This window comes from Brevibacterium sp. 1718 (assembly GCF_051131255.1).
Classification (GTDB): domain Bacteria; phylum Actinomycetota; class Actinomycetes; order Actinomycetales; family Brevibacteriaceae; genus Brevibacterium; species Brevibacterium sediminis.
The window spans coordinates 1,414,797-1,440,175 of the sequence record NZ_CP186550.1 but is presented as its reverse complement, the minus strand read 5'-3'; the positions used below and the strand labels follow the sequence as shown (position 1 = coordinate 1,440,175).

Annotated in this window: 21 protein-coding genes and 3 rRNA genes; 8 read left to right on the top strand and 16 right to left on the bottom strand. The window is 61.3% G+C overall.

The annotated features are described in order from the left end of the window. Positions 1 to 7: 7 nt before the first annotated feature. From ACOZ9V_RS06375 to clpS, 6 genes are all read right to left on the bottom strand, one after another. Positions 8 to 1,513: an ABC transporter substrate-binding protein gene (locus tag ACOZ9V_RS06375; protein ID WP_139469687.1), complete on the bottom strand. Its 1,506-nt coding sequence runs from the start codon at positions 1,511 to 1,513 to the stop codon at positions 8 to 10. Positions 1,514 to 1,639: 126 nt separating this feature from the next. Next, complete coding sequence (gene rdgB / locus ACOZ9V_RS06370; protein WP_139469688.1) at positions 1,640 to 2,245, bottom strand: RdgB/HAM1 family non-canonical purine NTP pyrophosphatase; 606 nt, start codon at positions 2,243 to 2,245, stop codon at positions 1,640 to 1,642. Beyond that, positions 2,242 to 2,964 (bottom strand): ribonuclease PH, encoded by a 723-nt coding sequence (rph, locus tag ACOZ9V_RS06365; RefSeq protein ID WP_139469689.1) that lies wholly within the window; start codon positions 2,962 to 2,964, stop codon positions 2,242 to 2,244. Before rph ends, rdgB begins: the two co-directional genes overlap by 4 nt. Before the next feature lie 58 nt (positions 2,965 to 3,022). Continuing rightward, entirely contained in the window at positions 3,023 to 3,844 is an 822-nt protein-coding gene (locus ACOZ9V_RS06360) for an MBL fold metallo-hydrolase (protein WP_139469690.1), read from the bottom strand. Then, positions 3,841 to 4,419, bottom strand: a complete 579-nt coding sequence (locus tag ACOZ9V_RS06355; RefSeq protein ID WP_139469691.1) for a DUF2017 family protein — start codon at positions 4,417 to 4,419, stop codon at positions 3,841 to 3,843. Before ACOZ9V_RS06355 ends, ACOZ9V_RS06360 begins: the two co-directional genes overlap by 4 nt. 3 nt (positions 4,420 to 4,422) lie before the next feature. Continuing rightward, entirely contained in the window at positions 4,423 to 4,728 is a 306-nt protein-coding gene (clpS, locus tag ACOZ9V_RS06350; protein WP_101545203.1) for an ATP-dependent Clp protease adapter ClpS, read from the bottom strand. A gap of 52 nt (positions 4,729 to 4,780) precedes the next feature. Here clpS and ACOZ9V_RS06345 point away from each other — a divergent pair, with 52 nt between their 5' ends. Continuing rightward, positions 4,781 to 6,100, top strand: coding sequence for a nicotinate phosphoribosyltransferase (locus ACOZ9V_RS06345; protein ID WP_139907319.1), 1,320 nt, complete (start codon positions 4,781 to 4,783; stop codon positions 6,098 to 6,100). Between the two features lie 112 nt (positions 6,101 to 6,212). Here ACOZ9V_RS06345 and ACOZ9V_RS06340 read toward each other — a convergent pair whose 3' ends face one another. Beyond that, positions 6,213 to 8,006 carry a DEAD/DEAH box helicase gene (locus ACOZ9V_RS06340; protein ID WP_139469693.1) on the bottom strand — a complete coding sequence of 598 codons (1,794 nt, stop codon included), beginning with the start codon at positions 8,004 to 8,006 and terminating at the stop codon, positions 6,213 to 6,215. Continuing rightward, positions 8,007 to 8,261, bottom strand: a complete 255-nt coding sequence (locus ACOZ9V_RS06335; protein WP_035320920.1) for a DUF3039 domain-containing protein — start codon at positions 8,259 to 8,261, stop codon at positions 8,007 to 8,009. Positions 8,262 to 8,292: 31 nt separating this feature from the next. Between ACOZ9V_RS06335 and ACOZ9V_RS06330 the strand changes: the two genes are divergently transcribed. After that, positions 8,293 to 8,808, top strand: coding sequence for a flavin reductase family protein (locus ACOZ9V_RS06330; protein WP_139907318.1), 516 nt, complete (start codon positions 8,293 to 8,295; stop codon positions 8,806 to 8,808). A gap of 279 nt (positions 8,809 to 9,087) precedes the next feature. Here the strand turns inward: ACOZ9V_RS06330 and gdhA are convergent, their stop codons facing one another. Further along, positions 9,088 to 10,434, bottom strand: coding sequence for an NADP-specific glutamate dehydrogenase (gene gdhA / locus ACOZ9V_RS06325; protein ID WP_139907317.1), 1,347 nt, complete (start codon positions 10,432 to 10,434; stop codon positions 9,088 to 9,090). Positions 10,435 to 10,575: 141 nt separating this feature from the next. Between gdhA and ACOZ9V_RS06320 the strand changes: the two genes are divergently transcribed. Then, positions 10,576 to 11,226: a GNAT family N-acetyltransferase gene (locus ACOZ9V_RS06320; RefSeq protein ID WP_181270281.1), complete on the top strand. Its 651-nt coding sequence runs from the start codon at positions 10,576 to 10,578 to the stop codon at positions 11,224 to 11,226. A gap of 135 nt (positions 11,227 to 11,361) precedes the next feature. Here ACOZ9V_RS06320 and rrf read toward each other — a convergent pair. The 5 genes from rrf to ACOZ9V_RS06295 form a co-directional block, all read right to left on the bottom strand. Continuing rightward, a 5S ribosomal RNA gene (gene rrf, locus ACOZ9V_RS06315) occupies positions 11,362 to 11,480 on the bottom strand. 187 nt (positions 11,481 to 11,667) lie between these two features. Next, positions 11,668 to 14,783 (bottom strand): 23S ribosomal RNA (locus ACOZ9V_RS06310). 421 nt (positions 14,784 to 15,204) lie between these two features. Continuing rightward, positions 15,205 to 16,732: ribosomal RNA gene (locus ACOZ9V_RS06305) — 16S ribosomal RNA — on the bottom strand. Together the 16S, 23S and 5S rRNA genes form the textbook arrangement of a ribosomal RNA operon. Before the next feature lie 43 nt (positions 16,733 to 16,775). Then, positions 16,776 to 17,207 (bottom strand): hypothetical protein, encoded by a 432-nt coding sequence (locus ACOZ9V_RS06300; protein WP_434594486.1) that lies wholly within the window; start codon positions 17,205 to 17,207, stop codon positions 16,776 to 16,778. 92 nt (positions 17,208 to 17,299) lie between these two features. Continuing rightward, on the bottom strand, positions 17,300 to 17,974 hold the full coding sequence (locus ACOZ9V_RS06295; RefSeq protein WP_229664275.1) for an SOS response-associated peptidase: 675 nt from the start codon (positions 17,972 to 17,974) through the stop codon (positions 17,300 to 17,302). 52 nt (positions 17,975 to 18,026) lie between these two features. Between ACOZ9V_RS06295 and ACOZ9V_RS06290 the strand changes: the two genes are divergently transcribed. From ACOZ9V_RS06290 to ACOZ9V_RS06270, 5 genes are all read left to right on the top strand, one after another. Beyond that, the gene (locus tag ACOZ9V_RS06290) at positions 18,027 to 18,542 is read left to right on the top strand and encodes a MarR family winged helix-turn-helix transcriptional regulator (protein WP_139468528.1); all 516 of its coding nucleotides are present in this window, start codon (positions 18,027 to 18,029) and stop codon (positions 18,540 to 18,542) included. Between the two features lie 134 nt (positions 18,543 to 18,676). Then, positions 18,677 to 19,843 (top strand): acyl-CoA dehydrogenase family protein, encoded by a 1,167-nt coding sequence (locus tag ACOZ9V_RS06285; RefSeq protein ID WP_434594483.1) that lies wholly within the window; start codon positions 18,677 to 18,679, stop codon positions 19,841 to 19,843. A gap of 1 nt (position 19,844) precedes the next feature. After that, positions 19,845 to 20,900, top strand: coding sequence for an enoyl-CoA hydratase/isomerase family protein (locus ACOZ9V_RS06280; protein WP_434594480.1), 1,056 nt, complete (start codon positions 19,845 to 19,847; stop codon positions 20,898 to 20,900). Next, complete coding sequence (locus tag ACOZ9V_RS06275) at positions 20,897 to 21,673, top strand: enoyl-CoA hydratase (RefSeq protein ID WP_139468531.1); 777 nt, start codon at positions 20,897 to 20,899, stop codon at positions 21,671 to 21,673. Before ACOZ9V_RS06280 ends, ACOZ9V_RS06275 begins: the two co-directional genes overlap by 4 nt. Before the next feature lie 169 nt (positions 21,674 to 21,842). Further along, positions 21,843 to 22,814 (top strand): NAD(P)H-dependent flavin oxidoreductase, encoded by a 972-nt coding sequence (locus ACOZ9V_RS06270; RefSeq protein ID WP_376907243.1) that lies wholly within the window; start codon positions 21,843 to 21,845, stop codon positions 22,812 to 22,814. An 82-nt stretch (positions 22,815 to 22,896) separates the two neighbouring features. Here the strand turns inward: ACOZ9V_RS06270 and ACOZ9V_RS06265 are convergent, their stop codons facing one another. Together ACOZ9V_RS06265 and ACOZ9V_RS06260 are read right to left on the bottom strand one after the other, a co-directional pair. Beyond that, entirely contained in the window at positions 22,897 to 23,973 is a 1,077-nt protein-coding gene (locus tag ACOZ9V_RS06265; RefSeq protein WP_434589899.1) for an IS110 family transposase, read from the bottom strand. A gap of 356 nt (positions 23,974 to 24,329) precedes the next feature. Further along, positions 24,330 to 25,379, bottom strand: coding sequence for an App1 family protein (locus tag ACOZ9V_RS06260; RefSeq protein ID WP_139468533.1), 1,050 nt, complete (start codon positions 25,377 to 25,379; stop codon positions 24,330 to 24,332).

The following is a 25,379-nucleotide window of genomic DNA, read 5'->3' as shown; positions in this document are numbered from 1 at the left end:
TGCGCGGTCAGGACCAGCTGAGGTCGGCGATCTTGAATGCGTCGGAGACGCGGTTGGCGGGTATCCCCTCGACTCCGGACTTGGCGATGACGAGATTCGGGAACAGGAACAGGAAGTCCGAGGCGGCATCCTCGGTGATCGTCCGCGCGATCTTCTTCATTCCCGAGATGTACTCGTCTTCGGTTCCGGTATCGGCTTTGTCTGCCAGCTTCTTGATCGACGAATCGTCGTAGCCGATGTAGTAGTCCTTCGAGAACACGGTGAGGATGTCGCGCGGTTCGGCATGGTTGATCACCGACATGTCGTAATCGTGTTCGGTGAAGGTCTTGTCCAACCACACGGCTGGGAACTCCTGAGTCGAGATCTTCGCCTTCAGTCCGACCTCTTCGAGCTGCGCGGAGACGATTTCGGAGATCGCCTTCGCGTACGGCAGGTTCGGCACGGTGAAGGCGAATTCCTCGCCCTTGATCCCGGCTTCGTCGACGAGCTGCTTGGCCTTCTTCGGATCGTACTTCCACACCCCGGTGAGGTCTTCGTAGTACGGGTCGGTCGGGGGAACCATCGAGCCGATGAGCTCGCCGTAGCCCGCCCAGGCCGTGTCGAGGACGGCCTTGCGGTCGATCGCATGCATCACGGCTTCACGGGCCTTCTTGTCTTTGAAGATGCCCTCGGCGTTGTTCATCGACAGCACGACTTCGCCGTTCGTAGTGCCGGAGACGATCTGATAGTCGTCGCTTTGGAACTCTCCGGCCAGTTCGGGGGCCTGGAGGTTGGAGACGAGGTCGATTTCCCCGGACTTCAGGGCGTTCGAGGCCGAAACCGCGTCTTTGAAGTATTTGAACTGGACCGAGTTCAGGGACGGCTTCTCGCCCCAGTAGTCGTCGCGGGCGGCGAAGTCGATGGACTGTCCGCGTGTGAATTTCTCGATCGCGAAGGGACCGGTGCCGACGGCTTCGTTCGCCAGGTCGTCGGTGCCTTCGGTGTCGAAGACGGCTCCGACGAGGCTGGTGAGGTTGAACAGCCAGGTGTTCGACGGTTTCTTCAGTTCGATCGTGACGGTGGAGTCGTCCGGGGTCTCGATGGACTCGACGATGTCCATCTTCGACTTCAGCGCGTTCTTCCAGTCCTTCTGCACTCGTTCATAGGAGTACTTGACGTCTTCGCTGGTGAAGTCCGCACCGTTGGAGAACTTCACACCATCCTGGAGTTCGAAGGTGTAGGTCTTGCGGTCATCGGACAGTGTCCAGTCCTTGGCCAGTGCGGGCTGGATCTCCCCCTCGCCGTCCAACCGGACGAGCGATTCGTAGACGTTCTCCATCAGCGCTTCGGGAATGGCGACTCCCGAGGTGGAGGTGAAGTCGAGGTTGACCGGTTCGGCGGTGAAGGCAATCGTCATCGAGTCCTTCTTCTGCGCATCGCCTCCGGTGTCGGAGGCTCCGGCCGAACAGCCTGTGATCAGCAGGCTCGTGGCGGCCGCTGCCGCCACCCACGTCATGATGCGCGGAGTCTTCATTGTTCTCCTCGATTTCGCCGACCACGAAGAGGGTCGTTCGCCAACACTCAAGCATCGTCAGTGTATCCGAAGTTCTCAGCTGGTGAGGCGGCTGTGTTCAGATGCTGAGCGTTTCGAGGAGGAGGTTCAGAGATTCGATTCGTCGGCGAGAATCGCGGCCAGTGCGTCGAAGGCGAATCGGCGGTGGGAGCGTGAGTTCTTCTCCTCAGGCGTCATCTCGGCGGCACTGAGTTCGGAACCCTCGGGGACGAAGATCGGGTCATATCCGAAGCCGTTCTCGCCCTTGGGTTCGGTGGCCAGGCGCCCGGGCATGACTCCTTCGGCGGTGAACTCACGTCCGTCGGCGGTCACAGCGGCCGCCGCGCAACGGAACTGCGCTCCGCGGTGTTCGGCCGCGATGTCGCCCAGCTGAGCGAGCAGGAGTTCGAGGTTCGCACGATCGTCTCCGTGCCGGCCGGACCAGCGAGCGGAGAAGATGCCCGGTGCACCGCCGAGCACGTCGACGCTGATTCCCGAGTCGTCGGCGATGGCGGTGTGCCCTGTCGCAGCGGCCGCGGCACGCGCCTTGATCAGCGCGTTCTCGGTGAACGTGACTCCGGTTTCGGCGACATCGCCGAGTCCCGCCTCGGCGGCGGTGAGCACCTGGGTGTCAGCACCGAGGACGGGCCCGAGGATGGTCAGCAGCTCGCGCTTCTTGCCCTCGTTGTGAGTGGCCAGGACGAAGGTCGTCATCCGGCGAGCACTTCGGACTGGATGCGGGTGAGTTCGGTGCACCCGTGGCCGGCGAGGTCGAGCAGCTTGCCGAGTTCGTCGCGGTCGAACGGTGCGCCCTCCGCGGTGCCCTGGACTTCGATGAACTTTCCGGACCCGGTCATGACGACGTTCATGTCCGTCTCGGCGCGGGAGTCTTCGACGTACGGCAGGTCGAGGAGGGGCTCTCCGTCGATGATGCCGACGCTGACGGCCGCCACTGAGTCGATGAGCGGCTGGTGGGCGGCGGGGATCAGCCCGGTCGAGCGCCCCTTGTCGATGGCCTTCGCCAGCGCAACGTAGGCACCGGTGATCGAGGCGGTGCGGGTGCCGCCGTCGGCCTGGAGGACGTCGCAGTCGAGGACGAGGGTGTTCTCTCCGAGCTTGTCCATGTCGATGACGGCGCGCAGGCTGCGACCGATGAGACGGGAGATCTCGTGAGTGCGTCCGCCCTGTTTGCCCTTGACCGATTCGCGGGTGCTGCGGGAATCGGTGGCGCGCGGGAGCATGGCGTATTCGGCGGTGACCCAGCCGCGGCCCTGGCCCTTGAGCCAACGGGGCACGCCTTCGGTCAGTGAGGCCGCGCAGAGGACGCGGGTGTTGCCGAATTCCACCAGCGCGGACCCTTCGGCTGTATTGATCCAGTCCGGAGTGATCCGGACTTCACGGAGTTCGTCTGCTGCACGGCCGTCTGCTCGCACTGTCTGCCTCTTTCGTCTCGGTGGTGGTGTCTGCTGGTCGCCGGCGATCGTCGCCGGCTCACACTGTCCAGGTGGCTCCGGGCTTCGCCAGCTCGATGGGTCCACGGTACTCCCCGGCCGCCTCACCGCGAACGATGGAGCAGTCTGTCCAGACCGGGATGTGGGTGAGCACGAGCGCGGACGCCGCGGCGTTCTGCGCCACTCGCCCGGCGCGCTTGCCGGTGAGGTGGATGCCGCGCGCAGTGTCGCGGTCTTCCTGGAAAGCGGCTTCGCAGAGGAAGAGGTCGGCGTCTTTCGCCGCTGCGACGAGGTTGTCGCACTCATCGCTGTCGCCCGAATACGTGATGACCTTGCCGGCCGCATCCGTGATCCGCAGAGCATAGGCCTCGACGGGGTGGTCGACGAGGAAGGATTCGATGGTCAGGGAGCCGATCTGGTGACGACTGCCGTGGTCGATGTCGGTGAATTCGAAGGCGTGGTCGAAGTCCGAGTCGTCTCCCCCGTTGGCCACCGGGGACTTTCCGGGATCCGTGTAATAGGCCCTGGACAGGCGTTCCTTCGCACCGGCCGGCGCGAACACCGGAGTGCGCGTGCGGATCGTTCCCGTGTCGGAGATGTCGCCGTTGAAGAACTTCGGGTCGAAGCAGTGTTTGACGTAGAGGCCGGTCATATCCATGCAGTGATCCGGATGGAGGTGGCTGAGCACGATTCCGGAGAGACGATCGGTGTCGACCGTCTCCTGCAGGGGGCTGAGCGCACCGGACCCGAGATCGAGGATGATGCGAGTGGGTGTGTCCTCATCGGTTTCGATGAGGTAGCAGCTGGCGAGGGCGCCGCGTCCTGGGAAGGAGCCTGCGGTGCCGATTGCGGTGAGTCTCATATCTCGTCATCCCCTTGCGTCTGGCCGAGCAAGGTCGTCGTCAGTCGGTCCTGAATCCACGTCAGGAAGTCGTACAGGGTCAGGGTGAGGTCTTCGGATTCGGAGAGGTCCTCACGGTGGGCGTACTTCTCCTCCTGCGCCTCCTCGGTGTCGATCCCGAGGCGGACAGCGAGGACGAGTCGCAGATCGTTGAGGCCCTTCATCCAGGCGAGCACCTCGTCCCGTGTCAGGGAGATGTCATTGCCCTTGCTCAGTCCCAGCAGCACGATGCGCACATTGTGCGCTTTGGCCTGTTTGAGATCGAACTCGGTGAGGCGGCGGAACTCCGCTGAACGCTCATCGTCCTCGGGATCGACGTCGGGCAGCAGCCGCAGCAGCGCCGGGTCCTCCGGACGGGGACGGTCGACAAGTCCGAGCCGGGCTTCCCAGTTCTCCGAGTCCGGACGGTCGTCATCGCTGTCGCTGTCTTCGGCCAGCAGAGCCGCAAGATCGGTGAACACCGTGAGCATGAGCGAGCGTTCGTTGTCTTGCAGGGTGAGGACGACATCGTCCCCTCGTGCGTCGATAGCGGCCATGTGTCAGTCGGATCCTGAATCGGGTTGGCACGCGGCCCACAGGCCGTATTCGTGCATCGCTTGGGTGTCTCGTTCCATGGCTTCGCGGCCTCCGGTGGCAACGACGGAGCGCCCGTTCTCATGGACTTCGAGCATAAGTGAGTGGGCTTTCTCCTCGGAGTAGCCGAAGTAGGTCTGGAACACGAAACTGACATAGCTCATGAGGTTGACCGGGTCGTTGAAGACCACGGTCCGCCAGGGCTTGGCCAGGTTCTCGGAGGGTCGGACGTCGACCTCCGGCTCCAGGACTGGTGTCGTTGGGTTGCTCACGTTTCCACCATACGGCAGAACACTGACGCTGTCGTGACGTAAGATCGCGCCTATGAGTGATCTCACACGGACCGATTCGACGGCTTTCTTCACGGATCAGTACGAATTGACGATGGTGCAGGCGGCCCTGGAATCCGGTGCCGCTCACCGGAAGAGCCTCTTCGAGGTATTCGGCCGCAGCCTTCCCGCAGGTCGCCGCTACGGTGTCGTCGCCGGCACCGGTCGGATCCTCGAGATGATCCGCGACTTCCGCTTCGACGATGCCGAGCTCTCGTTCCTCAGCAGGGAGAACATCGTCGACAAGCGCACCATCGACTGGTTGGCCGACTATCGGTTCTCCGGCAATATCCGCGGCTATGCAGAAGGGGAGATCTACTTCCCCGGCTCACCGCTGCTGACGATCGAATCGACGTTCGCCGAGGGCGTCATCTTGGAGACGCTCATCCTGTCGGCGATGAACTATGACTGTGCGGTCGCCTCGGCAGCGTCCCGAATGGCTCAGGCGGCCGGCGATCGCCCCTGCGCGGAGATGGGCGGGCGACGCACGAACGAGCATGCGGCCGTGGCTGCGGCTCGGGCAGCGGTCATCGGCGGCTTCGCCTCGACGTCGAACCTGGCCGCCGGCCTGCAGTACGGTCTGCGCACGATCGGCACCTCGGCCCACTCGTTCACCCTGCTCCACGATTCCGAGCGGGAGGCCTTCGCCGCTCAGCTGAAGTCGCTCGGCACCGATACGACTCTGCTCCTGGACACCTATGACGTCGAGGAGGCGCTGACCACGGCGATCGAGCTGGCCGGGCCGAACCTCGGCGGAGTGCGCATCGATTCCGGCGATCTCATCGAACAGGCCAGTGAGGTGCGCGAGAGCCTTGACCGCCTCGGCGCCCGCGACACGACGATCACCGTCACGAGCGATCTCGACGAGTATGCGATCGCCGCATTGGCCGCCTCGCCCGTCGACTCCTACGGTGTCGGCACGCGGGTGGTCACCGGTTCAGGTGCCCCGGCCGCCGGCCTGGTGTACAAGCTCGTGGCTCGTGCCGATGAGGCCGGCGAGTGGACCTCGGTGGCCAAGAACTCCTCCGGCAAGCCCTCACGCGGCGGACACAAGGAAGCGCTGCGCCTCATCGACGGTCCGATCGCCGTGGAGGAAGCCGTCGGCATTCCGAGCCTGCCCGATGATCTCGGCGAAGGCCGTCGGCTCAGCGTCGATCTCGTCGTCGACGGTGAGGTCGATGAGTCGTTCATCGGCGCGGCAGGAGTGAAGAAGGCCTGCGCCCGACATGACGAGTCTTTGGCGGAGCTGCCGCGTTCGGCCAGGCGCCTGCAGGACGGCGAGCCCGCCATTCCCACCGTGTTCTACTCCGCCTAATCCACACCCGGCCCACCGCGAATCGACGAAGCCGCCGAGGCAGACAGTGCGTCTGCCTCGGCGGCTTCGTCAGCCTCATGCCGACAGGGTCTCCCCTGCCGACATCCGGTGCTCACTTCTTGCCGACGAACCAGCCCTGCAGCTTCTTGATCCGAGCCTGGATCTGCTCCCGCGTGGCTTGAGCGACGGCCGGTCCCCCACATGCCTTGCGCAGTTCGACGTGAACGTTCTGGTGCGGCGTTCCGGTACGTCTGGACCAAGCGCCCACGAGGCTCTGGAGCTGGTTGCGCTCTTCCTTCATCGCTCGGTGCTCGAGCTCGCTCGTCTCCGTCTCAGGGGCCGGAGGAGCCGCCGCGGTCTTGCGCTTCGCCTGCCGGGCCTGCTGAGTGCTCAGCAGCTCACGCACCTGATCGGGTTCGAGCAGGCCGGGGATGCCGATGAAGTCGAGTTCATCCTCGGAGCCGATGGCTCCGCCGGTGCCGAATTCACCGCCGTCGTAGAGGACACGGTCGAACAGGGCTTCGGCGCCGAGCGCTTCGAAGGAGCCGAGCTGGTCCGACGAGGCGCCCTCGTTGCGGTTCGCCTGCTCCATTGCCTGATCGTCGAAGACGACGACATCGTTCTCGTCCTCGTTCTTCGGGCGATCGAGGGCATGATCGCGTTCGGCTTCCATCGAGTTCGCCAGGGCCAGCAGCACGGGCACTGAGGGCAGGAACACCGAGGCGGTCTCGCCGCGTTTGCGGGCACGCACGAAGCGCCCGATGGCCTGCGCGAAGAACAGCGGCGTCGACGAGGAGGTCGCGTAGACGCCGACACACAATCGGGGAACGTCGACGCCTTCGGAGACCATCCGCACGGCGACCATCCACCGGTCGGTCGAGTTCTGGAACTGTTCGATCCGCTCCGAGGCTCCCGCCTCGTCGGAGAGCACAACGGTCGGCTTCTCACCGGTGATCTCGTGCAGTCGTTTGGCGTAGGCTCGGGCCGCCTCTTGGTCGGTGGCGATGACGAGGCCGCCGGCGTCGTGGACGGTGCGTCGGACCTCGGTCAATCGCATATCTGCGGCTTTGAGGACCGCCGGGATCCAGTCGCCCTTCGGGTCGAGGGCCGTGCGCCAGGCCTGCGAGTTGATGTCCTTCGTCGTCTCCTCGCCCAGGACGTGCGACATCTCGTCGCCGGCCTTGGTCCGCCAGGTCATGGCGCCGGCGTAGGCGAGGAAGAGGACCGGGCGGACGACGGAGTCCTTGAGCGCTCGACCGTAGCCGTAGGAATAGTCCGCCACCGAGGTGCGGATGCCGTTCTCGTCGGGTGCGTAGGTGACGAATGGGATCGGTGAGGTGTCGGAACGGAACGGTGTTCCGGTCAGGGACAGCCGACGGACCGCAGGGCCGAAGGCCTCTCGCACGGCATCGCCCCACGACAGGGCGTCACCTCCGTGGTGGACCTCGTCGAGGATGACCAGAGTGCGGCCGGCGGCCGTCCGGTTGTGGTGGAGAACGGGTTTGGCAGCGACCTGCGCGTAGGTCAGAGCCACTCCGTGGTAGCCGGGTGCGTGTTTGCCCTGGGAGTTCTTGAAGTGCGGGTCGAGCTTGATGCCCACGCGTGCTGCCGAGTCGGCCCACTGCACCTTGAGGTGTTCGGTGGGAGCGACGACTGTGACACGGTTGACGACTCGCTGTGCCAGCAGTTCGGCCGCCAGCCGCAGAGCGAAGGTGGTCTTACCTGCTCCTGGGGTCGCGACCGCGAGGAAGTCCTTGGGCTGCTTCTGGAAGTAGAGTTCGAGAGCCTCAGCCTGCCAGGCACGCAGCTTTCCCGCCGTTCCCCATGCTGCGCGCTCGGGGAATGCCGGTGGAAGCTGTTCTGCCGCGGAGGTCCCTGGTGCTGTTGGGAGACGATCCGCGGACATCTACTCCTGCGGTCCTTCGGACATTGTCTCGTAGATCTCTTTGCACTTGGGGCAGATCGGGAACCGCTCGGGGTCGCGCGTGGGGACCCACACCTTTCCGCACAAGGCGATCAGCGGAGTCCCGGTCACCATGGACTCCATGATCTTGTCCTTGGGCGCGTAGTGGCTGAAGCGCTCGTGATCGCCGGGCTCGACTAGCTGCTCGGACTGCTCGCGCTCGATCGTTGCTGAACCGCCTGAAGCTGGAATGGTCATGGCTCCATTGTAGTTCCCTAGAATGAGAGTCATGGACCAGGCCTACGACGATTCCCTCACAGAACGCTACCGCGAGCTCAGCGACGACATCGCTGCGGCGGTCGCCGTGGTCTCCGCTACCCGTGGCAGTGCCCTGCATGCGATCACCGTCGATTCCTTTCTCGACGTGTCGTACGATCCCCCGACGATGGCCGTCAGCGTCTATTCCGGCTCTCGGATGATGGAGACTCTGGAGACGAGTTCCCACTTTGCGATCTCGCTGCTCAACTCCGACCAGCGCGACATCTCCGAACGCCTCGGCGCTTCGGGCCAACCACTGTACGGATCGCTCAAAGGCATCGACACTTTTCCCGCCCCTCATGCCGGACAGCCGGTGCTCACCGAGGCAATCGCCTGGTTCGAGCTCAAGCTCACCGAGGTGCTCGAGGTTGCGACCCACAATCTCGTCGTCGGGGAGGTGGTGTCCATGGGCGCGGGCGCCGATGCGGGAACGAGTCGTCCCCTGCTGCGTTGGCGAAAAGGCTACGGAACCATCGGAAAGCGCTGACCTTCTCGTCTGGCTCTGACCGGTCCCTGATCACGAACCCACCCAGCACGGTCGACACGGACCGACAGGCAGGACACAGCTATCGGGGTCGATCGCGGGCTCACAGCGTACGACAGAGGCTCTGCTCAGGACCGACGGCTTCGTGGAGAAGTTCACGGGTTCTGAGCAGAGCCTGTCTTGTCGTTTGGGTTGTCAGCCTCGGCTGTCAGCGCTGATCGCGGCCGTCCTGTCGGCTGTGCACAGGCGCTTTGGTCGCCCGGCCGCCGATGGACCAGACGATCAGACGACTCCCTGGGCGAGCATTGCCTCGGAAACGCGGATGAAACCTGCGATGTTGGCACCGGCGACGTAGTCTCCGGGCTGGCCGAACTCGTCGGCCGCAGCCGCGCAGCTGTCGTGGACATCGCCCATGATCTCGGCCAGGCGCGCCTCGGTGAAGTCGAAGTCCCACGAGTCGCGGCTGGCGTTCTGCTGCATTTCGAGCGCACTGGTCGCGACACCGCCGGCGTTTGCGGCCTTGCCGGGGGCGAAGAGGACGCCAGCCTCGGAGAAGATCTTCACGGCTTCCGGCGTGCAGGGCATGTTCGCGCCTTCGGCGAGGGCGATAACTCCGTTCTTGACCAGAGTCGCAGCCGAGTCCCCGTCGAGCTCGTTCTGAGTCGCACATGGCAGTGCGACGTCGACCTCGACGTCCCAGACGTTTCCACCCTCGTGGTAGGTCGCGCGTCCCCCGCGCTGCTCCACGTATTCGGAGATGCGTCCCCGCTCTTCGAACTTGATGCGCTTGACGAGTTCGGTGTCGATTCCGTCCGGGTCATGGATGAAGCCGGCCGAGTCGGACATCGTGATGACGGTGCCGCCGAAGGCCGTGACCTTCTCTGCGGCGAATACTGCGACATTTCCCGAACCGGAGATCGAGACAGTGCGACCGTCGATGTTCTTCTTCGCGGCGGCGAGCATGTCCTTGAGGAAGTACACGACGCCGAAGCCGGTGGCTTCGGTACGGACCATGGAACCGCCGTAGGACAGTCCCTTGCCGGTGAGCACACCTGCTTCATAGGAGTTCGTCATGCGCTTGTACTGGCCGAAGAGGTAGCCGATCTCCCGACCACCGACGCCGATGTCGCCCGCGGGCACATCGCGATACTCACCGATGTGACGGTACAGCTCGGTCATGAACGACTGGCAGAACCGCATGACTTCGCGGTCGCTGCGGCCCTTCGGGTCGAAGTCAGATCCGCCTTTGCCGCCGCCGATGGGCAGGCCGGTGATGGCGTTCTTGAAGATCTGCTCGAAACCGAGGAACTTGACGATGCCGAGGTTCACCGAGGGGTGGAACCGCAGACCGCCCTTGTAGGGGCCGAGAGCCGAGTTGAACTGCACGCGGAAGGCGCGGTTGATCTGCACGACTCCGGAGTCATCGATCCAGGGAACCCGGAAGATGATCTGGCGTTCGGGCTCGCAGAGCCGCTCGAGCGCGGAGAGTTCCAGGTATTCGGGGTGCTTGTCCACGACGGGGCCCAGGGAATAGAGAACTTCCTGTACCGCTTGGTGAAACTCCGACTCTCCAGGGTTACGTTGGAGCACTGTGTCGAAGATTGGCTGCAGTGATGGATGTAGACTCATGCGCACAAACATACCGTGACCCGTATAACAACAATCCGAGCGACCAGATAATGGACAGCGCTGTCCGGTCACTTCAAGTGGGATATAAGTCTTCCGCGCAGTTCCAGGGCCACTGAACACGAAAGAATGGACACAAGGCACATGGACATCTCGGAGATCTGGCCGCCGTTCGCACTTCATCTGCGATCAGGTGATATGGAACTCTCGCCCGTAAGAGAGGCCGATATTCCGGAACTCGCACAGATCGCGCGAGGCGGAGTGAGACGTGATGGAATCGAAGCCTTCCTCGTCAATTGGGACTCGGGCACCGATGAGCAGGTAGCACGAAGCCTCGCTCAATACCACTGGTCCACTAGAGGGAACTTCACCGTAGATGAGTGGACGATCGAGTTCACGGTCAGGGTCAATGGCCGCGCCATCGGAGTTCAGGGTGTGACCGGACGTCGGTTTCCACTCACGAGGACAGTCTCGACAGGATCATGGTTGGCGCTGCCTGAACAGGGCTGCGGATACGGCACCAGAATGCGAAGGATGATCATCGAAGCCTTCACCAGATACTTCGGTGCCGCACGATTCGACACAGCGTACTTCGACGGCAATGACGCCAGCCGGCGGGTATCGGAGAAGCTCGGCTACTCCCCCAATGGTGATCGAAGCGCTGTCGGTCAGAACGGCACGGTCCTGACCGAACACCGCATGGTGCTCCGCGCCGAGGACTACGTCCACACAGACAGTGACCTACAAGTCACCGGCGCCGAAGCCTTCCGAACCTTCCTCACTATTGCTACCTGATGGCGGCCCAGCAACCCCGCGCCAGGTAGCAGTACCCCCGTCAGGTAGTAATAAGCACCGGCAGCACACCCGTTCGTGAATACAGTAATGGCCCCGCCCAACACAGTCGGACGAGGCCATCACCACTAAAAAATATTGCGGCAGTCACTTACTCTCCCACAACCACCAAGTTGCAGTACCATCAGCGCGAATGGGCTTAGCTACCGGGATCGGAACGGTTAACCGGGCGTTTCCCCACCACTATCACCACCGCAAAACCAACAAACCACCACCACAACCCCACAAAAACAGAGTTGTCAGCGGTAGTGGTCCAAGAACCGCACAGCGAACGCGAACACCAAAACTTATGCAACATGCACACCCGAGAGTGTGAACTCTTCAAGCCATCCTAGAAAAAACAAAACATCTTTCCGCACACACCAACCCCACTAAAGGGAAAAAGTTGATGAGTGATCGGTGTATTAGTACCAGTCAACTCCACACCTTACAGTGCTTCCATACCCGGCCTATCAACCCCATCATCTATAGGACACCTCCCCTGACAAAAGTCAGTTGGAAATCTCATCTCGGAGCCGGCTTCCCGCTTAGATGCTTTCAGCGGTTATCCATCCCGAACGTAGCCAACCAGCCATGCTCCTGGCGGAACAACTGGCACACCAGAGGTTCGTCCGTCCCGGTCCTCTCGTACTAAGGACAGACCTCCACAAATTTCCTACGCACGCAGCGGATAGGGACCGAACTGTCTCACGACGTTCTAAACCCAGCTCGCGTACCGCTTTAATGGGCGAACAGCCCAACCCTTGGGACCGACTCCAGCCCCAGGATGCGACGAGCCGACATCGAGGTGCCAAACCATGCCGTCGATATGGACTCTTGGGCAAGATCAGCCTGTTATCCCCGAGGTACCTTTTATCCGTTGAGCGACCACGCTTCCACAAGCCATGGCCGGGTCACTAGTCCCAGCTTTCGCTCCTGCTCGACACGTCCGTCTCACAGTCAAGCTCCCTTGTGCACTTACACTCGACACCTGATTGCCAACCAGGCTGAGGGAACCTTTGGGCGCCTCCGTTACTCTTTAGGAGGCAACCGCCCCAGTTAAACTACCCATCAGGCACTGTCCCTGAACCCGATCAGGGTCCGAAGTTAAGGAATCCACTATGGTCAGAGTGGTATTTCACCGATCGACTCCACCCCAACTAGCGTCAGGGCTTCCCAGTCTTCCACCTATCCTACACAAACCACACCGAATCCCAATACCAAACTATAGTGAAGGTCTCGGGGTCTTTCCGTCCTGCTGCGCGTAACGAGCATCTTTACTCGTAATGCAATTTCGCCGAGTTCGTGGTTGAGACAGCAGAGAAGTCGTTACGCCATTCGTGCAGGTCGGAACTTACCCGACAAGGAATTTCGCTACCTTAGGATGGTTATAGTTACCACCGCCGTTTACTGGGGCTTAAATTCTCCGCTTCACCCTTACGGGTTAACAGGTCCTCTTAACCTTCCAGCACCGGGCAGGCGTCAGTCCGTATACATCGACTTACATCTTCGCACGGACCTGTGTTTTTAATAAACAGTCGCTTCTCTCTGGCCTCTGCGACCACCACCAGCACATCCCCACGCATGGTGGGTTCACCGGGATGGTCCCCCTTCTCCCGAAGTTACGGGGGCATTTTGCCGAGTTCCTTAACCACGATTCTCTCGATCACCTTAGTATTCTCTACTCGACCACCTGTGTCGGTTATAGGGTACGGGCAACACACACCCTCACGTCGATGCTTTTCTCGGCAGCAGAGGATCACCAGATCACCCCACCAATGTGGGGCGCCCATCAGCTCTCACACTCTATGCGGGGACGGATTTACCTACCCCCACGTGCTACAACCTTAGACCGTGACTACCATCGCACGGCCTGGCTACCTTTCTGCGTCACACCTCACGCTTACCGACTCCACACTCAGGTCCCACCCGCAACCCCAACATCAAGTCCGAAGACTCAAAGGAGGAATTGGATGGTTAGTATCGTGTGTTTTGGTACTGTCGGTTGTGTGTCGGTACCAGAATATCAACTGGTTGTCCATCGACTACGCCTGTCGGCCTCGCCTTAGGTCCCGACTTACCCAGGGCGGATTAGCCTAGCCCTGGAACCCTTGGTCATCCGGTGGACGGGTTTCTCACCCGTCTTTCGCTACTCATGCCTGCATTCTCACTCGAATCGCCTCCACCACTCGTTCACACGGCAGCTTCTCCGGCAACTCGACGCTCCCCTACCCAACACCACACCATTACGGCGATTGTGGTGCTGCCACAACTTCGGCGGTGTACTTAGCCCCGCTACATTATCGGCGCTCAATCACTTGACCAGTGAGCTATTACGCACTCTTTCAAGGGTGGCTGCTTCTAAGCCAACCTCCTGGTTGTCTTCGCAACTGAACATCCTTTCCCACTGAGCACACGCTTAGGGGCCTTAGTTGATGGTCTGGGCTGTTTCCCTCTCGACAATGAAGCTTATCCCCCACTGTCTCACTGCCACGCTGAACCTTGACTGGCATTCGGAGTTTAGTTGACGTCAGTAACCCGGTAGGGCCCATCAGCCATCCAGTAGCTCTACCTCCAGCAAGAACCACGCAACGCTGCACCTAAATGCATTTCGGGGAGAACCAGCTATCACAGAGTTTGATTGGCCTTTCACCCCTAACCACAGGTCATCCCCTCCATTTTCAACTGAAGTGGGTGCGGGCCTCCACGCGCTCTTACACACGCTTCACCCTGCCCATGGCTAGATCACTCCGCTTCGGGTCTAGGATACGCGACTAGGATCGCCCTATTCGGACTCGCTTTCGCTACGGCTACCCCACACGGGTTAACCTCGCCACGCACCGCTAACTCGCAGGCTCATTCTTCAAAAGGCACGCCATCACAGTCATCTAGATACTGCTCTGACGGATTGTAAGCACATGGTTTCAGGTACTCTTTCACTCCCCTCCCGGGGTACTTTTCACCATTCCCTCACGGTACTTATCCGCTATCGGTCATCAGGAAGTATTTAGCCTTACCAGGTGGTCCTGGCAGATTCACACGAAATTCCACGAGTTCCGTGCTACTCGGGCATGCACACACTGCGAACAGTTGACGTTTCGTCTACGGGACTCTCACCCACTCCGGTCCTGTTTCCCACCAGGTTCGACTACACCAACAACACTCACAGACCGGCCATGCTGGACCGGACCACGTACACCCCACAACACCCCTGCAGCAACACCAGCACGCTTGACACTGCACAGGTTTAGGCTCATCCAGTTTCGCTCGCCACTACTCCCGGAATCATTGTTATTTTCTCTTCCTGCGGGTACTGAGATGTTTCACTTCCCCGCGTTCCCTCCACATGCCCTATATATTCAGACACGGGTCACCACCCTCACGAGTGGCGGGGTTTCCCCATTCGGAGACCCTCGGATCAACGCCTGTTTATCGGCTCCCCGAGGCTTATCGCAGATTTCCACGTCCTTCATCGGCTCCTGATGCCAAGGCATCCACCATGCGCTCTTACACACTCACCCAACCCCCAAAAAGGGACCAGCTTCATGTGCGCGAAAAATAAGTGTTTCATTCACCTTAACTAGATGATGACAAGAAAAATCACATTACATAAACACCACACAAAAATGGTGTTTGATGCTCGCGTCCACTATACGATTCTCAAACCACTACCAAACACCCACCACCACACACCCACACTGTGGCTGCCTGTTGGTCGGGTTGGTCCTGTTGGTTGAAACCACACCCACACAATCGTGTGGGGTTTGTGATTCCAGGACCCAATAACGTGTTCGTTCTAGCCCACCCGATCACTCACCGCACCCGGGGCATTGACCCCAGCCGGGCTGTGTGGGCGAGCGGAAGAAGTGATGTTCCACCCTTGAGCTCTCATGATGACCACATACGGGTCATACCATGAGGATCTTAATGTGTGCTCCTTAGAAAGGAGGTGATCCAGCCGCACCTTCCGGTACGGCTACCTTGTTACGACTTAGTCCCAATCACCAGTCCCACCTTAGACGGCCCCCTCCCACAAGTGGGTTGGGACACCGGCTTCGGGTGTTACCGACTTTCGTGACTTGACGGGCGGTGTGTACAAGGCCCGGGAACGTATTCACCGCAGCGTTGCTGATCTGCGATTACTAGCGACTCCGACTTCACGTAGTCGAATTGCAGACTACGATCCGAACTGAGACTGGCTTTAAGGGATTCGCTTACCCTCACGGGTTCGCCTCTCTCTGTACCAGCCATTGTAGCATGCGTGAAGCCCAAGACATAAAGGGCATGATGATTTGACGTCATCCCCACCTTCCTCCGAGTTGACCCCGGCAGTCTCCTATGAGTTCCCACCATCACGTGCTGGCAACATAGAACGAGGGTTGCGCTCGTTGCGGGACTTAACCCAACATCTCACGACACGAGCTGACGACAACCATGCACCACCTGTACACCAGCTCCAAAGAGAAGAACTGTTTCCAGAACGGTCCAGTGTATGTCAAGCCTTGGTAAGGTTCTTCGCGTTGCATCGAATTAATCCGCATGCTCCGCCGCTTGTGCGGGCCCCCGTCAATTCCTTTGAGTTTTAGCCTTGCGACCGTACTCCCCAGGCGGGGCACTTAATGCGTTAGCTACGGCGCGGAGAACGTGGAATGTCCCCCACACCTAGTGCCCAACGTTTACGGCATGGACTACCAGGGTATCTAATCCTGTTCGCTCCCCATGCTTTCGCTCCTCAGTGTCAGTTACAGCCCAGAGTCCCGCCTTCGCCACCGGTGTTCCTCCTGATATCTGCGCATTTCACCGCTACACCAGGAATTCCAGACTCCCCTACTGCACTCTAGTCAGCCCGTACCCACTGCACGCGCAACGTTAAGCGTTGCGTTTCCACAGCAGACGTGACCAACCACCTACGAGCTCTTTACGCCCAATAATTCCGGACAACGCTCGTACCCTACGTATTACCGCGGCTGCTGGCACGTAGTTAGCCGGTACTTCTTCTGCAGGTACCGTCACTCTCGCTTCTTCCCTGCTGAAAGCGGTTTACAACCCGAAGGCCGTCATCCCGCACGCTGCGTCGCTGCATCAGGGTTTCCCCCATTGTGCAATATTCCCCACTGCTGCCTCCCGTAGGAGTCTGGGCCGTGTCTCAGTCCCAGTGTGGCCGGTCGCCCTCTCAGGCCGGCTACCCGTCGTCGCCTTGGTAGGCCATTACCCCACCAACAAGCTGATAGGCCGCGAGCCCATCCCCGATCGAAAAACTTTCCACCAACCCTCATGCAAGGATTGGTCGTATCCGGTATTAGACCCAGTTTCCCAGGCTTATCCCGAAATCAGGGGCAGGTTACTCACGTGTTACTCACCCGTTCGCCACTCATCCACCAACAGCAAGCTGTCGGCTTCAGCGTTCGACTTGCATGTGTTAAGCACGCAGCCAGCGTTCGTCCTGAGCCAGGATCAAACTCTCCATAAAAAACTTTATGTTACGAATGAATCCCAGCAAGACAGCCAACCCCTCACGGGGTGAGAAGGTTGACCAAAAAATACTGACCAAACACACCATCCACCCATGTGATGCGAGAGGTTCGGCGAAGAACCACCCACCACAGGTGAACCACTGTTTGGCCAGGTGATTGTCTTACCAGAAATATTAAATGTTCTGGCATCACAACTTGTTCAAACAAACACGCTATTGGATTCTCAAACCACAAACACACACCCATCACCACCACCCGAAAACCGAGCGTGTTCACTGGGGGTATCAGTTTCTGTTTGCACTTTTCGTCTTGCGACTCGCTGTGCCAGCGGGTGTCTACTCTACATGGTTGTTCCGATCCGCGCAACTCGAAGTTCATCTTCGGTTTGCCCGTATCGTTCCCGATCAGAGCGACTGTTGCCGTTCCTTGCGGCTTGGCAACCTGGACAACAATACACACATCTTCGGCCACCTGCAAAACCGCTCCGCACGTGCCCACTCCCGCACTCCGAAAGACCCCGAGATCTCGGGCGAACGTCTCCGCCGCACAGCGTTAAGAGAGACCTACGCCACGGGTTCGGCGAGTTCGGGAGAATCGTTGCGGACGTTTCCGACCGCTTTGCCGACCTTGTGCCGAGTGACGCTGGCGGGGTCAACCTGATCAAGTGTCGCCGCCAACAGGTCCGGCACATCATTCGTCAGGACTCCAGGGTCGATCCAGTCACTGATCTGGTCGCGCCCGAGGAACACGGGCATCCGATGGTGGACATCGCTGAGGTGCCCCGCGGACTCCATCGTCAGGATCGTCGTGGAGACCAACCAGGTCTCATCCGGCTGTTTCCAGAACTCGAAGAGTCCCGCCATGAAGAGGGGGTCCTCGCCGGCAGCGGTCATCATCCATGGCTGCTTGCCGTCTTCTGTGTTCTCCCATTCGTAATAGCCCGGAATCGGCAGCGCACAGCGACGACGTCGGATGGCCTGCCGGAACATCGGCTTCTCGAGCACTGTCTCGGATCGGGCATTGAATGCCTTGAAGCCGATTTTGGGATCTTTCGCCCATGCCGGCACCAGTCCCCAAGACGCGGTTTCGAGACGGCGATGAAGCTGACCGTCCTCGTCGAGTCGTTCGACGACGATCGGCACGAATGACCCCGGGGGCACATTGAAGCGCGGCGCGTAGTCATAGGAGACGACATCCAACCGCAGCTCATCAGCGAGATCCGCCGGATCGAGAGACATATTGAGTCGACCGCACATGCGCCCATCTTCTCACTTCACTACACTGTCGACAATGGCGGCAGAAGAGAATACAAGTACGGGGTTCGACCCGATCGAAGAGTCCCGTCGACAATGGCTGGCCCACGGATGGGACGATGCAGCCGATGGAATGACGACAGTGATCTCAGTGATGAGGATCCACCAGCTGTTCCTGGCCCGAGTCGATGCCGCCCTCAAGCCCTTCGCGCTGACGTTCTCGCGCTATGAGGTGCTCACTCTCCTATCCTTCACACGAGCCGGGACCCTGCCGATGTCGAAGATCTCCGCTCGACTGCAGGTGCATGCGACCTCGACGACGAACTCTGTCGACCGCCTCGAGAAGGCTGGCCTCGTCGCCAGACGCAGCCACCCCGATGATCGCCGGACGACGCTCGTCGACCTCACTGATGCCGGTCGCGAGCTCGCCGCTCAAGCAACGAAGGCGCTCAACGCCGAGGTCTTCTCCTCCCCCGATTTCTCCGGTATCGACCTCGACTCTCTGCTCCCCCATCTCGAAACACTGCGCTCGGGACTCGAAGCCGGCGCCTGAGCCGACCGAAGCCGGCCGCCGAACAGACCATCGGCCATCGGGGCCGCCTCGGCGAGAAATTAGTTGGATGTCCAAGTAATATGGACGTATCGTGGTGTCGATCACCGAATAAGCGTCCGATTCTTGGAGGAATCATGTCCCGCAGTACAGCCGCTGCCCTACCTTTCGGTCTCACCGACGAACAGCAGACCGTCGCCGGGATGGTGCGTGAGTTCGCCGATACCGAAGTCGCCCCACACGCCCTCCAATGGGATGCCGAACACTTCTTCCCCGTCGACGTCATCAGGAAGTCTGCCGAACTCGGAATGGGAGGCATCTACGTCAGCGAGGAGTCCGGCGGAACCGGAATGGGCCGGATGGACGCAGCGCTGATCTTCGAAGCGATGTCGACCGGATGCCCCTCCGTCGCCGCCTATATCTCCATCCACAACATGGTCGCGTGGATGATCGACAAGTTCGGCAACGACGAGCAGAAGACGACTTACCTCGAGAAGCTCGTCTCCATGGAGCACCTCGGCAGCTACTGCCTGACCGAGCCCAATGCCGGCTCCGATGCGGCCGCCCTGCGCACCTCCGCCCGTGAGGACGGCGACCACTATGTGCTCAACGGAGTCAAGCAGTTCATCTCCGGCGCCGGCACCTCGGATACCTACCTCGTCATGGCCCGCACAGGCCAGGACGGAGCGCGTGGAATCTCCGCCTTCATCCTCGAGAAGGGTATGGAGGGTCTGAGCTTCGGCCCCAATGAGCAGAAGATGGGCTGGCGCTCACAGCCGACCCGACAGGTGATCATGGAGAACGTGCGGGTTCCGAAGGAGAACATGCTCGGCGCGCCCGGCCAAGGCTTCAAGATCGCGATGTCCGGACTTGACGGCGGACGTCTCAACATCGGCGCCTGCTCGCTCGGCGGCGGTCAGGCCGCGCTCGAGAAGGCCATCGCCTATATGGGTGAGCGCCAGGCCTTCGGCACCGAGCTCTCCGGATTCCAGGCTCTGCGCTTCGAGGTCGCGCAGATGCAGGCCGACCTCGAGGGTGCTCGCTCCCTGCTGTGGCGGGCCGCAGGAGCCTATGACGCAGGCGATCCGAACACCTCTCTGCTCTCGGCCATGGCCAAGCTCAAGGCCACCGACACCGGTTTCGATGTCGCGAACAGGGCACTCCAGTTGCACGGCGGCTACGGCTATCTGACAGAGTATGGAATTGAGAAGCTGGTGCGTGACCTGCGAGTCCACCAGATTCTGGAAGGCACCAACGAAATCATGCGCGTGATCATCTCGCGCAAGAGCACAGGAGTGGGCTGATATGACAGAACCTTCGGCAGAGCAGGCGGACGCCTCCGTCATCACCTCGGTAAACAACGGGGTCGGCCGAATCGAACTCAACCGACCGAAGCTGATCAATGCGCTCAGCCAGGACATGGTGGGTGCCATCGATGACGCCCTCAACGCATGGCGCGACGACGAAGCGGTCAACCTCGTCCTCGTCACCGGTCGCGGGGAACGCGGTCTGTGTGCGGGCGGCGACATCAAGGCCGTGTACAACGACATCGTGGCCGGCAGCGATGAGAACGCGAGATTCTGGAACCGCGAATACAAGATGAACTTCGCAATCTCTGAGTTCCCCAAGCCCTACGTCGTCATCATGAACGGCATCACGATGGGCGGCGGAGTCGGCATCTCCGGACACGGATCGCACCGCATCGTCACCGATTCGACGAAGGTCGGAATGCCGGAGACCGGAATCGGGCTCTTCCCAGACGTCGGCGGCACCCACCTGCTGGCCAACGCCCCCGGAGAGCTCGGCACCCACCTTGCGCTGACCGGGCAGCCCGTCGGGGCCGGCGCTGCGATCGCACTGGGCCTCGCCGACTACTTCGTCCCTGACGCGCAGATCCCCGATCTCATCGCCGAGCTCACCGATGGCGAGGACCTCGACGCGGTCATCGGCCGATATTCGTCCGATGTTCCGGACAACGAACTCGCCGAGGCGGCCGACTGGATCAACGCCTGCTACGCCGGCGACGACGCCGAAGCCATCGTCGCGGCTCTCGCCGCGTACGAGAACCCCGATGCCCAGGCCACCGCTGAGCTCATCGGCACGAAGGCCCCCACCTCGGTGAAGGTGACCCTGGCTGCGATCAGGAACGCCGGATCGATGAACCTGGCCGACGTCCTCGAACAGGACTACCGGGTCGCCGTCACGCTCACCGGCCTGCCGGACCTCAAGGAGGGTATCCGCGCGCAGGTCATCGACAAGGACCGCAGCCCGCAGTGGAGTCCCGCCTCGCTGGCCGAGGTCTCCGACGAACAGGTCCAGTCCATCCTCACCACCGACCACGAAGACAAGGTGTTCTCATGAGCGAATTCGAAACCATCCTGACCGACGTCGCCGACGGCGTCGCCACCATCACGATCAACCGACCGAAAGCGCTCAACGCGCTCAATCTGCAGGTGCTCACCGACATCACAGATGCCGCGACGGCCTACGACGCAGACGATTCGATCAAAGCGATCATCATCACCGGCAGCGAGAAGGCCTTCGCCGCCGGCGCAGATATCAAGGAGATGTCGAGCCTCGACTTCTCGACCGCATACAAGGCTGACTGGTTCGCCGGTTGGACCCGGCTGACCGATGTGCGCAAGCCCGTCATCACCGCCGTCGGCGGCTACGCCCTGGGCGGCGGCTGCGAACTGGCGATGATGGGCGACATCCTCATCGCGTCGACGAAGGCGAAGTTCGGACAGCCCGAGATCAACCTCGGCGTGCTCCCGGGCATGGGCGGATCGCAGCGACTGACCCGCGCCATCGGCAAGGCAAAGGCCATGGACATGTGCCTGACAGGCCGGATGATGGGCGCCGAGGAGGCCGAACGTTCCGGACTCGTCGCCCGCATCGTCGAACCCGAAGCGCTCCTGGACACGGCGAACGAGATCGCGCAGACGATCGCGTCGAAGTCCCGCATCGCCTCGGCGATGGTCAAGGAAGCGGTGAACACCGCATTCGAGACGACCCTGGAGCAGGGACTGCGCTACGAGCGCCGACTCTTCCATTCGTCCCTGGCCACGAATGATCAGTCCGAGGGCATGGCCGCCTTCGTCGAGAAGCGGGACCCGAACTTCACGGATTCCTGATCCAGCTTCTTATCACTGCCGAAGGCGCAGACTCCTCAGAGAGTCTGCGCTTTCGTCGTCTGATCAGCCGAAATGCGGACCAGGAGACGAAAGAGAATGTGTTCCGTATCGCATTTAACAATCGTTCAGTTAGAGTGAGTGTATGCATTCATCTTCGCAAGGAGGCACCGTGACAAGCTTCACCGATCTGCGCTCCCAACTCCGTCTGCCCGTCGTCGGCTCCCCCATGTTCATCGCCTCGGGCCCCGAATTGGTCAAGGCCCAGTGCCAGGCCGGAATCGTCGGATCCTTCCCATCGCTGAACGCCCGTCCCGCCTCGCAGCTGACCGACTGGCTCGATGAGATCTCCGAGTCGAACGCCGCCCACTCTGCGGCGAATCCGCAGCAGCCCGCCGCTCCGTTCGCAGTCAACCTCATCGTCCACCGGTCGAACAATCGCCTCGAGGAGGACCTCGCCGAGGTGGTCCGCCACCAAGTGCCGATCGTCATCACCTCGCTCGGTGCCCGTGAGGAGGTCAACGAAGCCGTCCACTCCTACGGCGGTGTCGTCCTCCACGACGTCATCAACAACCGCTTCGCCAACAAGGCCGTCGAGAAAGGCGCCGACGGCGTCATCGCCGTGGCCGCCGGTGCCGGCGGGCACGCCGGGGCGCAGTCGCCGTTCGCCCTGGTCCAGGAGATCCGCTCCTGGTTCGATGGTCCCCTGCTGCTGTCGGGCGCCATCGCCCACGGCCGGTCGATCCTTGCGGCTCTGGCCGCCGGTGCCGACTTCGCCTACATCGGCTCGGCTTTCCTATCCACGCCCGAGGCGAATGTTGTCGACGACTACCGGACGATGATCGTCGAATCCGGCGCCGACGACGTCGTGTACTCGAACTACTTCACCGGTGTGAAGGGCAACTACCTGCGCGGATCCATCGTCGCCTCGGGCCTCGACCCGGACAATCTGCCCGACGCCGATCCCACGAAGATGGACTTCAGCTCGTCTTCGGGTTCGGACTCGAAGGCCTGGAAGGACATCTGGGGCTCGGGACAGGGCATCGGTGCGCTCGGCCAGCAGCGGACGACCGCCGAGCTCGTCGAGACCTTCGCTGCTCAGTTCGACGAGGCGAAGCAGCAGCTGCAGGCGCAGCTGGGCTGATCCGACCGAGCGCCTCAAAGACCACCTCAGCACCAATTGCTACCTGACGGCGGCCCAGCAACCTCGATCCTTCTATGTCTTGTCAAGCGGGTTGAGGAACGGTATCTAGCGCGTTGAGGATCTTGTAGACCCGGCGCGCTAGATACCGTTTGAGGTTGCGCTTGATCTCCCTCTTGGATTTCTTCGTCGGTTCTTCACCGTAGTGGCGGGCCACGTAGTTCCTGGTCCGTTCGTCATGGACCATCCGGTTCATGATCACCGTGTGTAGGGCCCGGTTCAACTGCCGATCCCCGCCCCGGTTCAACCGGTGCCGGCGCGTGTTGCCCGACGACGCAGGTATCGGGTTCACTCCCGCCAGAGCTGCGAACGCGGCCTCGTTCCGCACCCGCCCCGGGTGGGACCACGCGGTGAAGCACACAGCGGCGCTGAATGGGCCGATCCCGGGCTCATCCAGCAAGGGTGCGGCCGGACTGGCTTCAACAAGCTCGGTGAGCCTGTCATGGTTGGTCTGCAGATCATCGTTCAAAGCGAGGACGCGTTTGGCCAGACGGATCGCTTCTTCCCGGGCGGTGGACAAGTCGACGTCTTCGTTGCGGGTTCGCCATTTCGCGATCTCGTCGACCTGGTCACTGTTCAATGACTTGCGGGCATCGATGCCAAGATCGATGGTGCGCACCAGCGCGGTCAGAGAGTTGATCGCACGAGTCCGTTCCGTACTCATCGCGTCCCGGGCTGACAGCAGGACACGCAGCGCCTGCCGGACACCTTCACCGTGACGCGGCCACCGCAGTTGATCGGCGTCGAGAGGCAATACAGATGCCGCGATCCGGCGGGAATCAAGCTCGTCGCTCTTACCGACACCGTGGCGGGCTTTGGCATCCATACGCCCGGCTTCGACTACCGGGTACCCGGCTGCGGCGATGTGTCCGGTCAGCACCGCACCGTACGAGGCCGCACCTTCAACGACCCAGAGGGTGTCGAGGTCACCGCTGGTGCGCCTGCCGGCCCAGGTGAGGGCTCGTTTGATTCCTGCTGACGTGGTGGGGAAGGAACGGGTTTCGACGAGAATTCCGGTGTTGGTGACGATGGAATACACGTGGTTTCTGGCGTGTGTATCAACACCGATGAAGAAACTGTATAAGTGCGCGACAATAGACATAGCGGTTCGAAGCTCCCTGTTTGACCGATGGGTTGCGTGGCCGCTTGCGGCCGGTACCGGTCCGGGTTAGAGATCACTTCGGAACAACACTGTGATGAGTCACACCCCCGGATTTTCGGGGGTGGACAGCCTTCTGATCAAGTTACCGATGTGGGCCGAGCTGGTGCCGGCCGCACCATCCATGTGATCGGACAAATCGAGGGCAAGACACCACGGTGTGAGTCAGCGCGAGGTGGAGTCACGATCACTGGACGGAGAGGCCAACACCTACTCTGCCAGCCAGTCCCAGACCAGCCACTGTCAATACTCACAGCGCGAGGTTGCTGGGCCGCCGTCAGGTAGCGGTGAGGTTCCGTTCAGATCGTCGAGATGATTCCTCGTTCCGTCAGACGAGAGGCCAGACCAGCACCGTCAGGGGCGTAGATCCACGGCACGCCTTGGCCGCGACCGTGGCGCTTCGACCGTCCACCGGCCCACACGGCCTCACCGACGGTGAGCTGTCGGATTGCCACGGCGGCGACATTCTTCGGATGATTCTCGACGAACTCCCCGTAGATCTCCTCGTCGTTCTGCCCGTCGTCACCGATGAGCAGCCACTTCATCCACGGGAACTCCCTGGCCAGACGTTCCAGCGAATTGCGTTTGTGCTCCTTGCCTGACCGGAACACCCGAGTCGTCGTCGGACCCCAGTCGGTGAGCAGCAGCGGGCCCATCGGATAGAGGTTGCGGGACAGGAAGCGCTTGAGCGTCAAGGCAGAGTTCCACGCCCCCGTCGACAGATAGACCATCGGAGTGTCCGGGCGCATGAAGGTGATCCGGTCATAGAGCACGGCCATTCCCGCCACCGGGGACCTCGCATGCTCGCTGAGGACGAAGGTGTTCCACGCGGCGAGGAAGGGACGCGGCAGCGAAGTGACCATGACCGTATCGTCGATATCGGAGATGATGCCGAAGGTCGAGTCCTCGCCGATGATGCGCACAGCGGCAGAGTCGACGAGCGAGCCGTCGGTCCACAGTTCGATCTCCGTCTCCCCCGGCTCGAAGTCTCCGGGGATCACGGTGTCGATGATTCCTCCGCGATCGGAGGTGACCATATGCTCTTCGTCGTTCACGCGCACCCATGCGGTGTCATTGGGCAGAGGCACACTGACGAAGGACTTCCACCCGCGGATGCTCGCGTGGACATCGGCGGCCGGCTGACCGTTCGGGGTGAGCACCAGGCGTCCGAGCACCCGCACCCAACCGGTCCCGCCGTAGGTGTCGTAGGCGATGACGGTGCGATGATAGGCGTGGTCTGTGGCCCGATTCTGGATCCAGCCGTTGAACCGGTCCTCCACCCGCGCAGCAGTGTGGAGCATATCCGGTGTGAGGTTGAGCGGCCCCTCTTCGGGTTTCTTCTTCGCCAC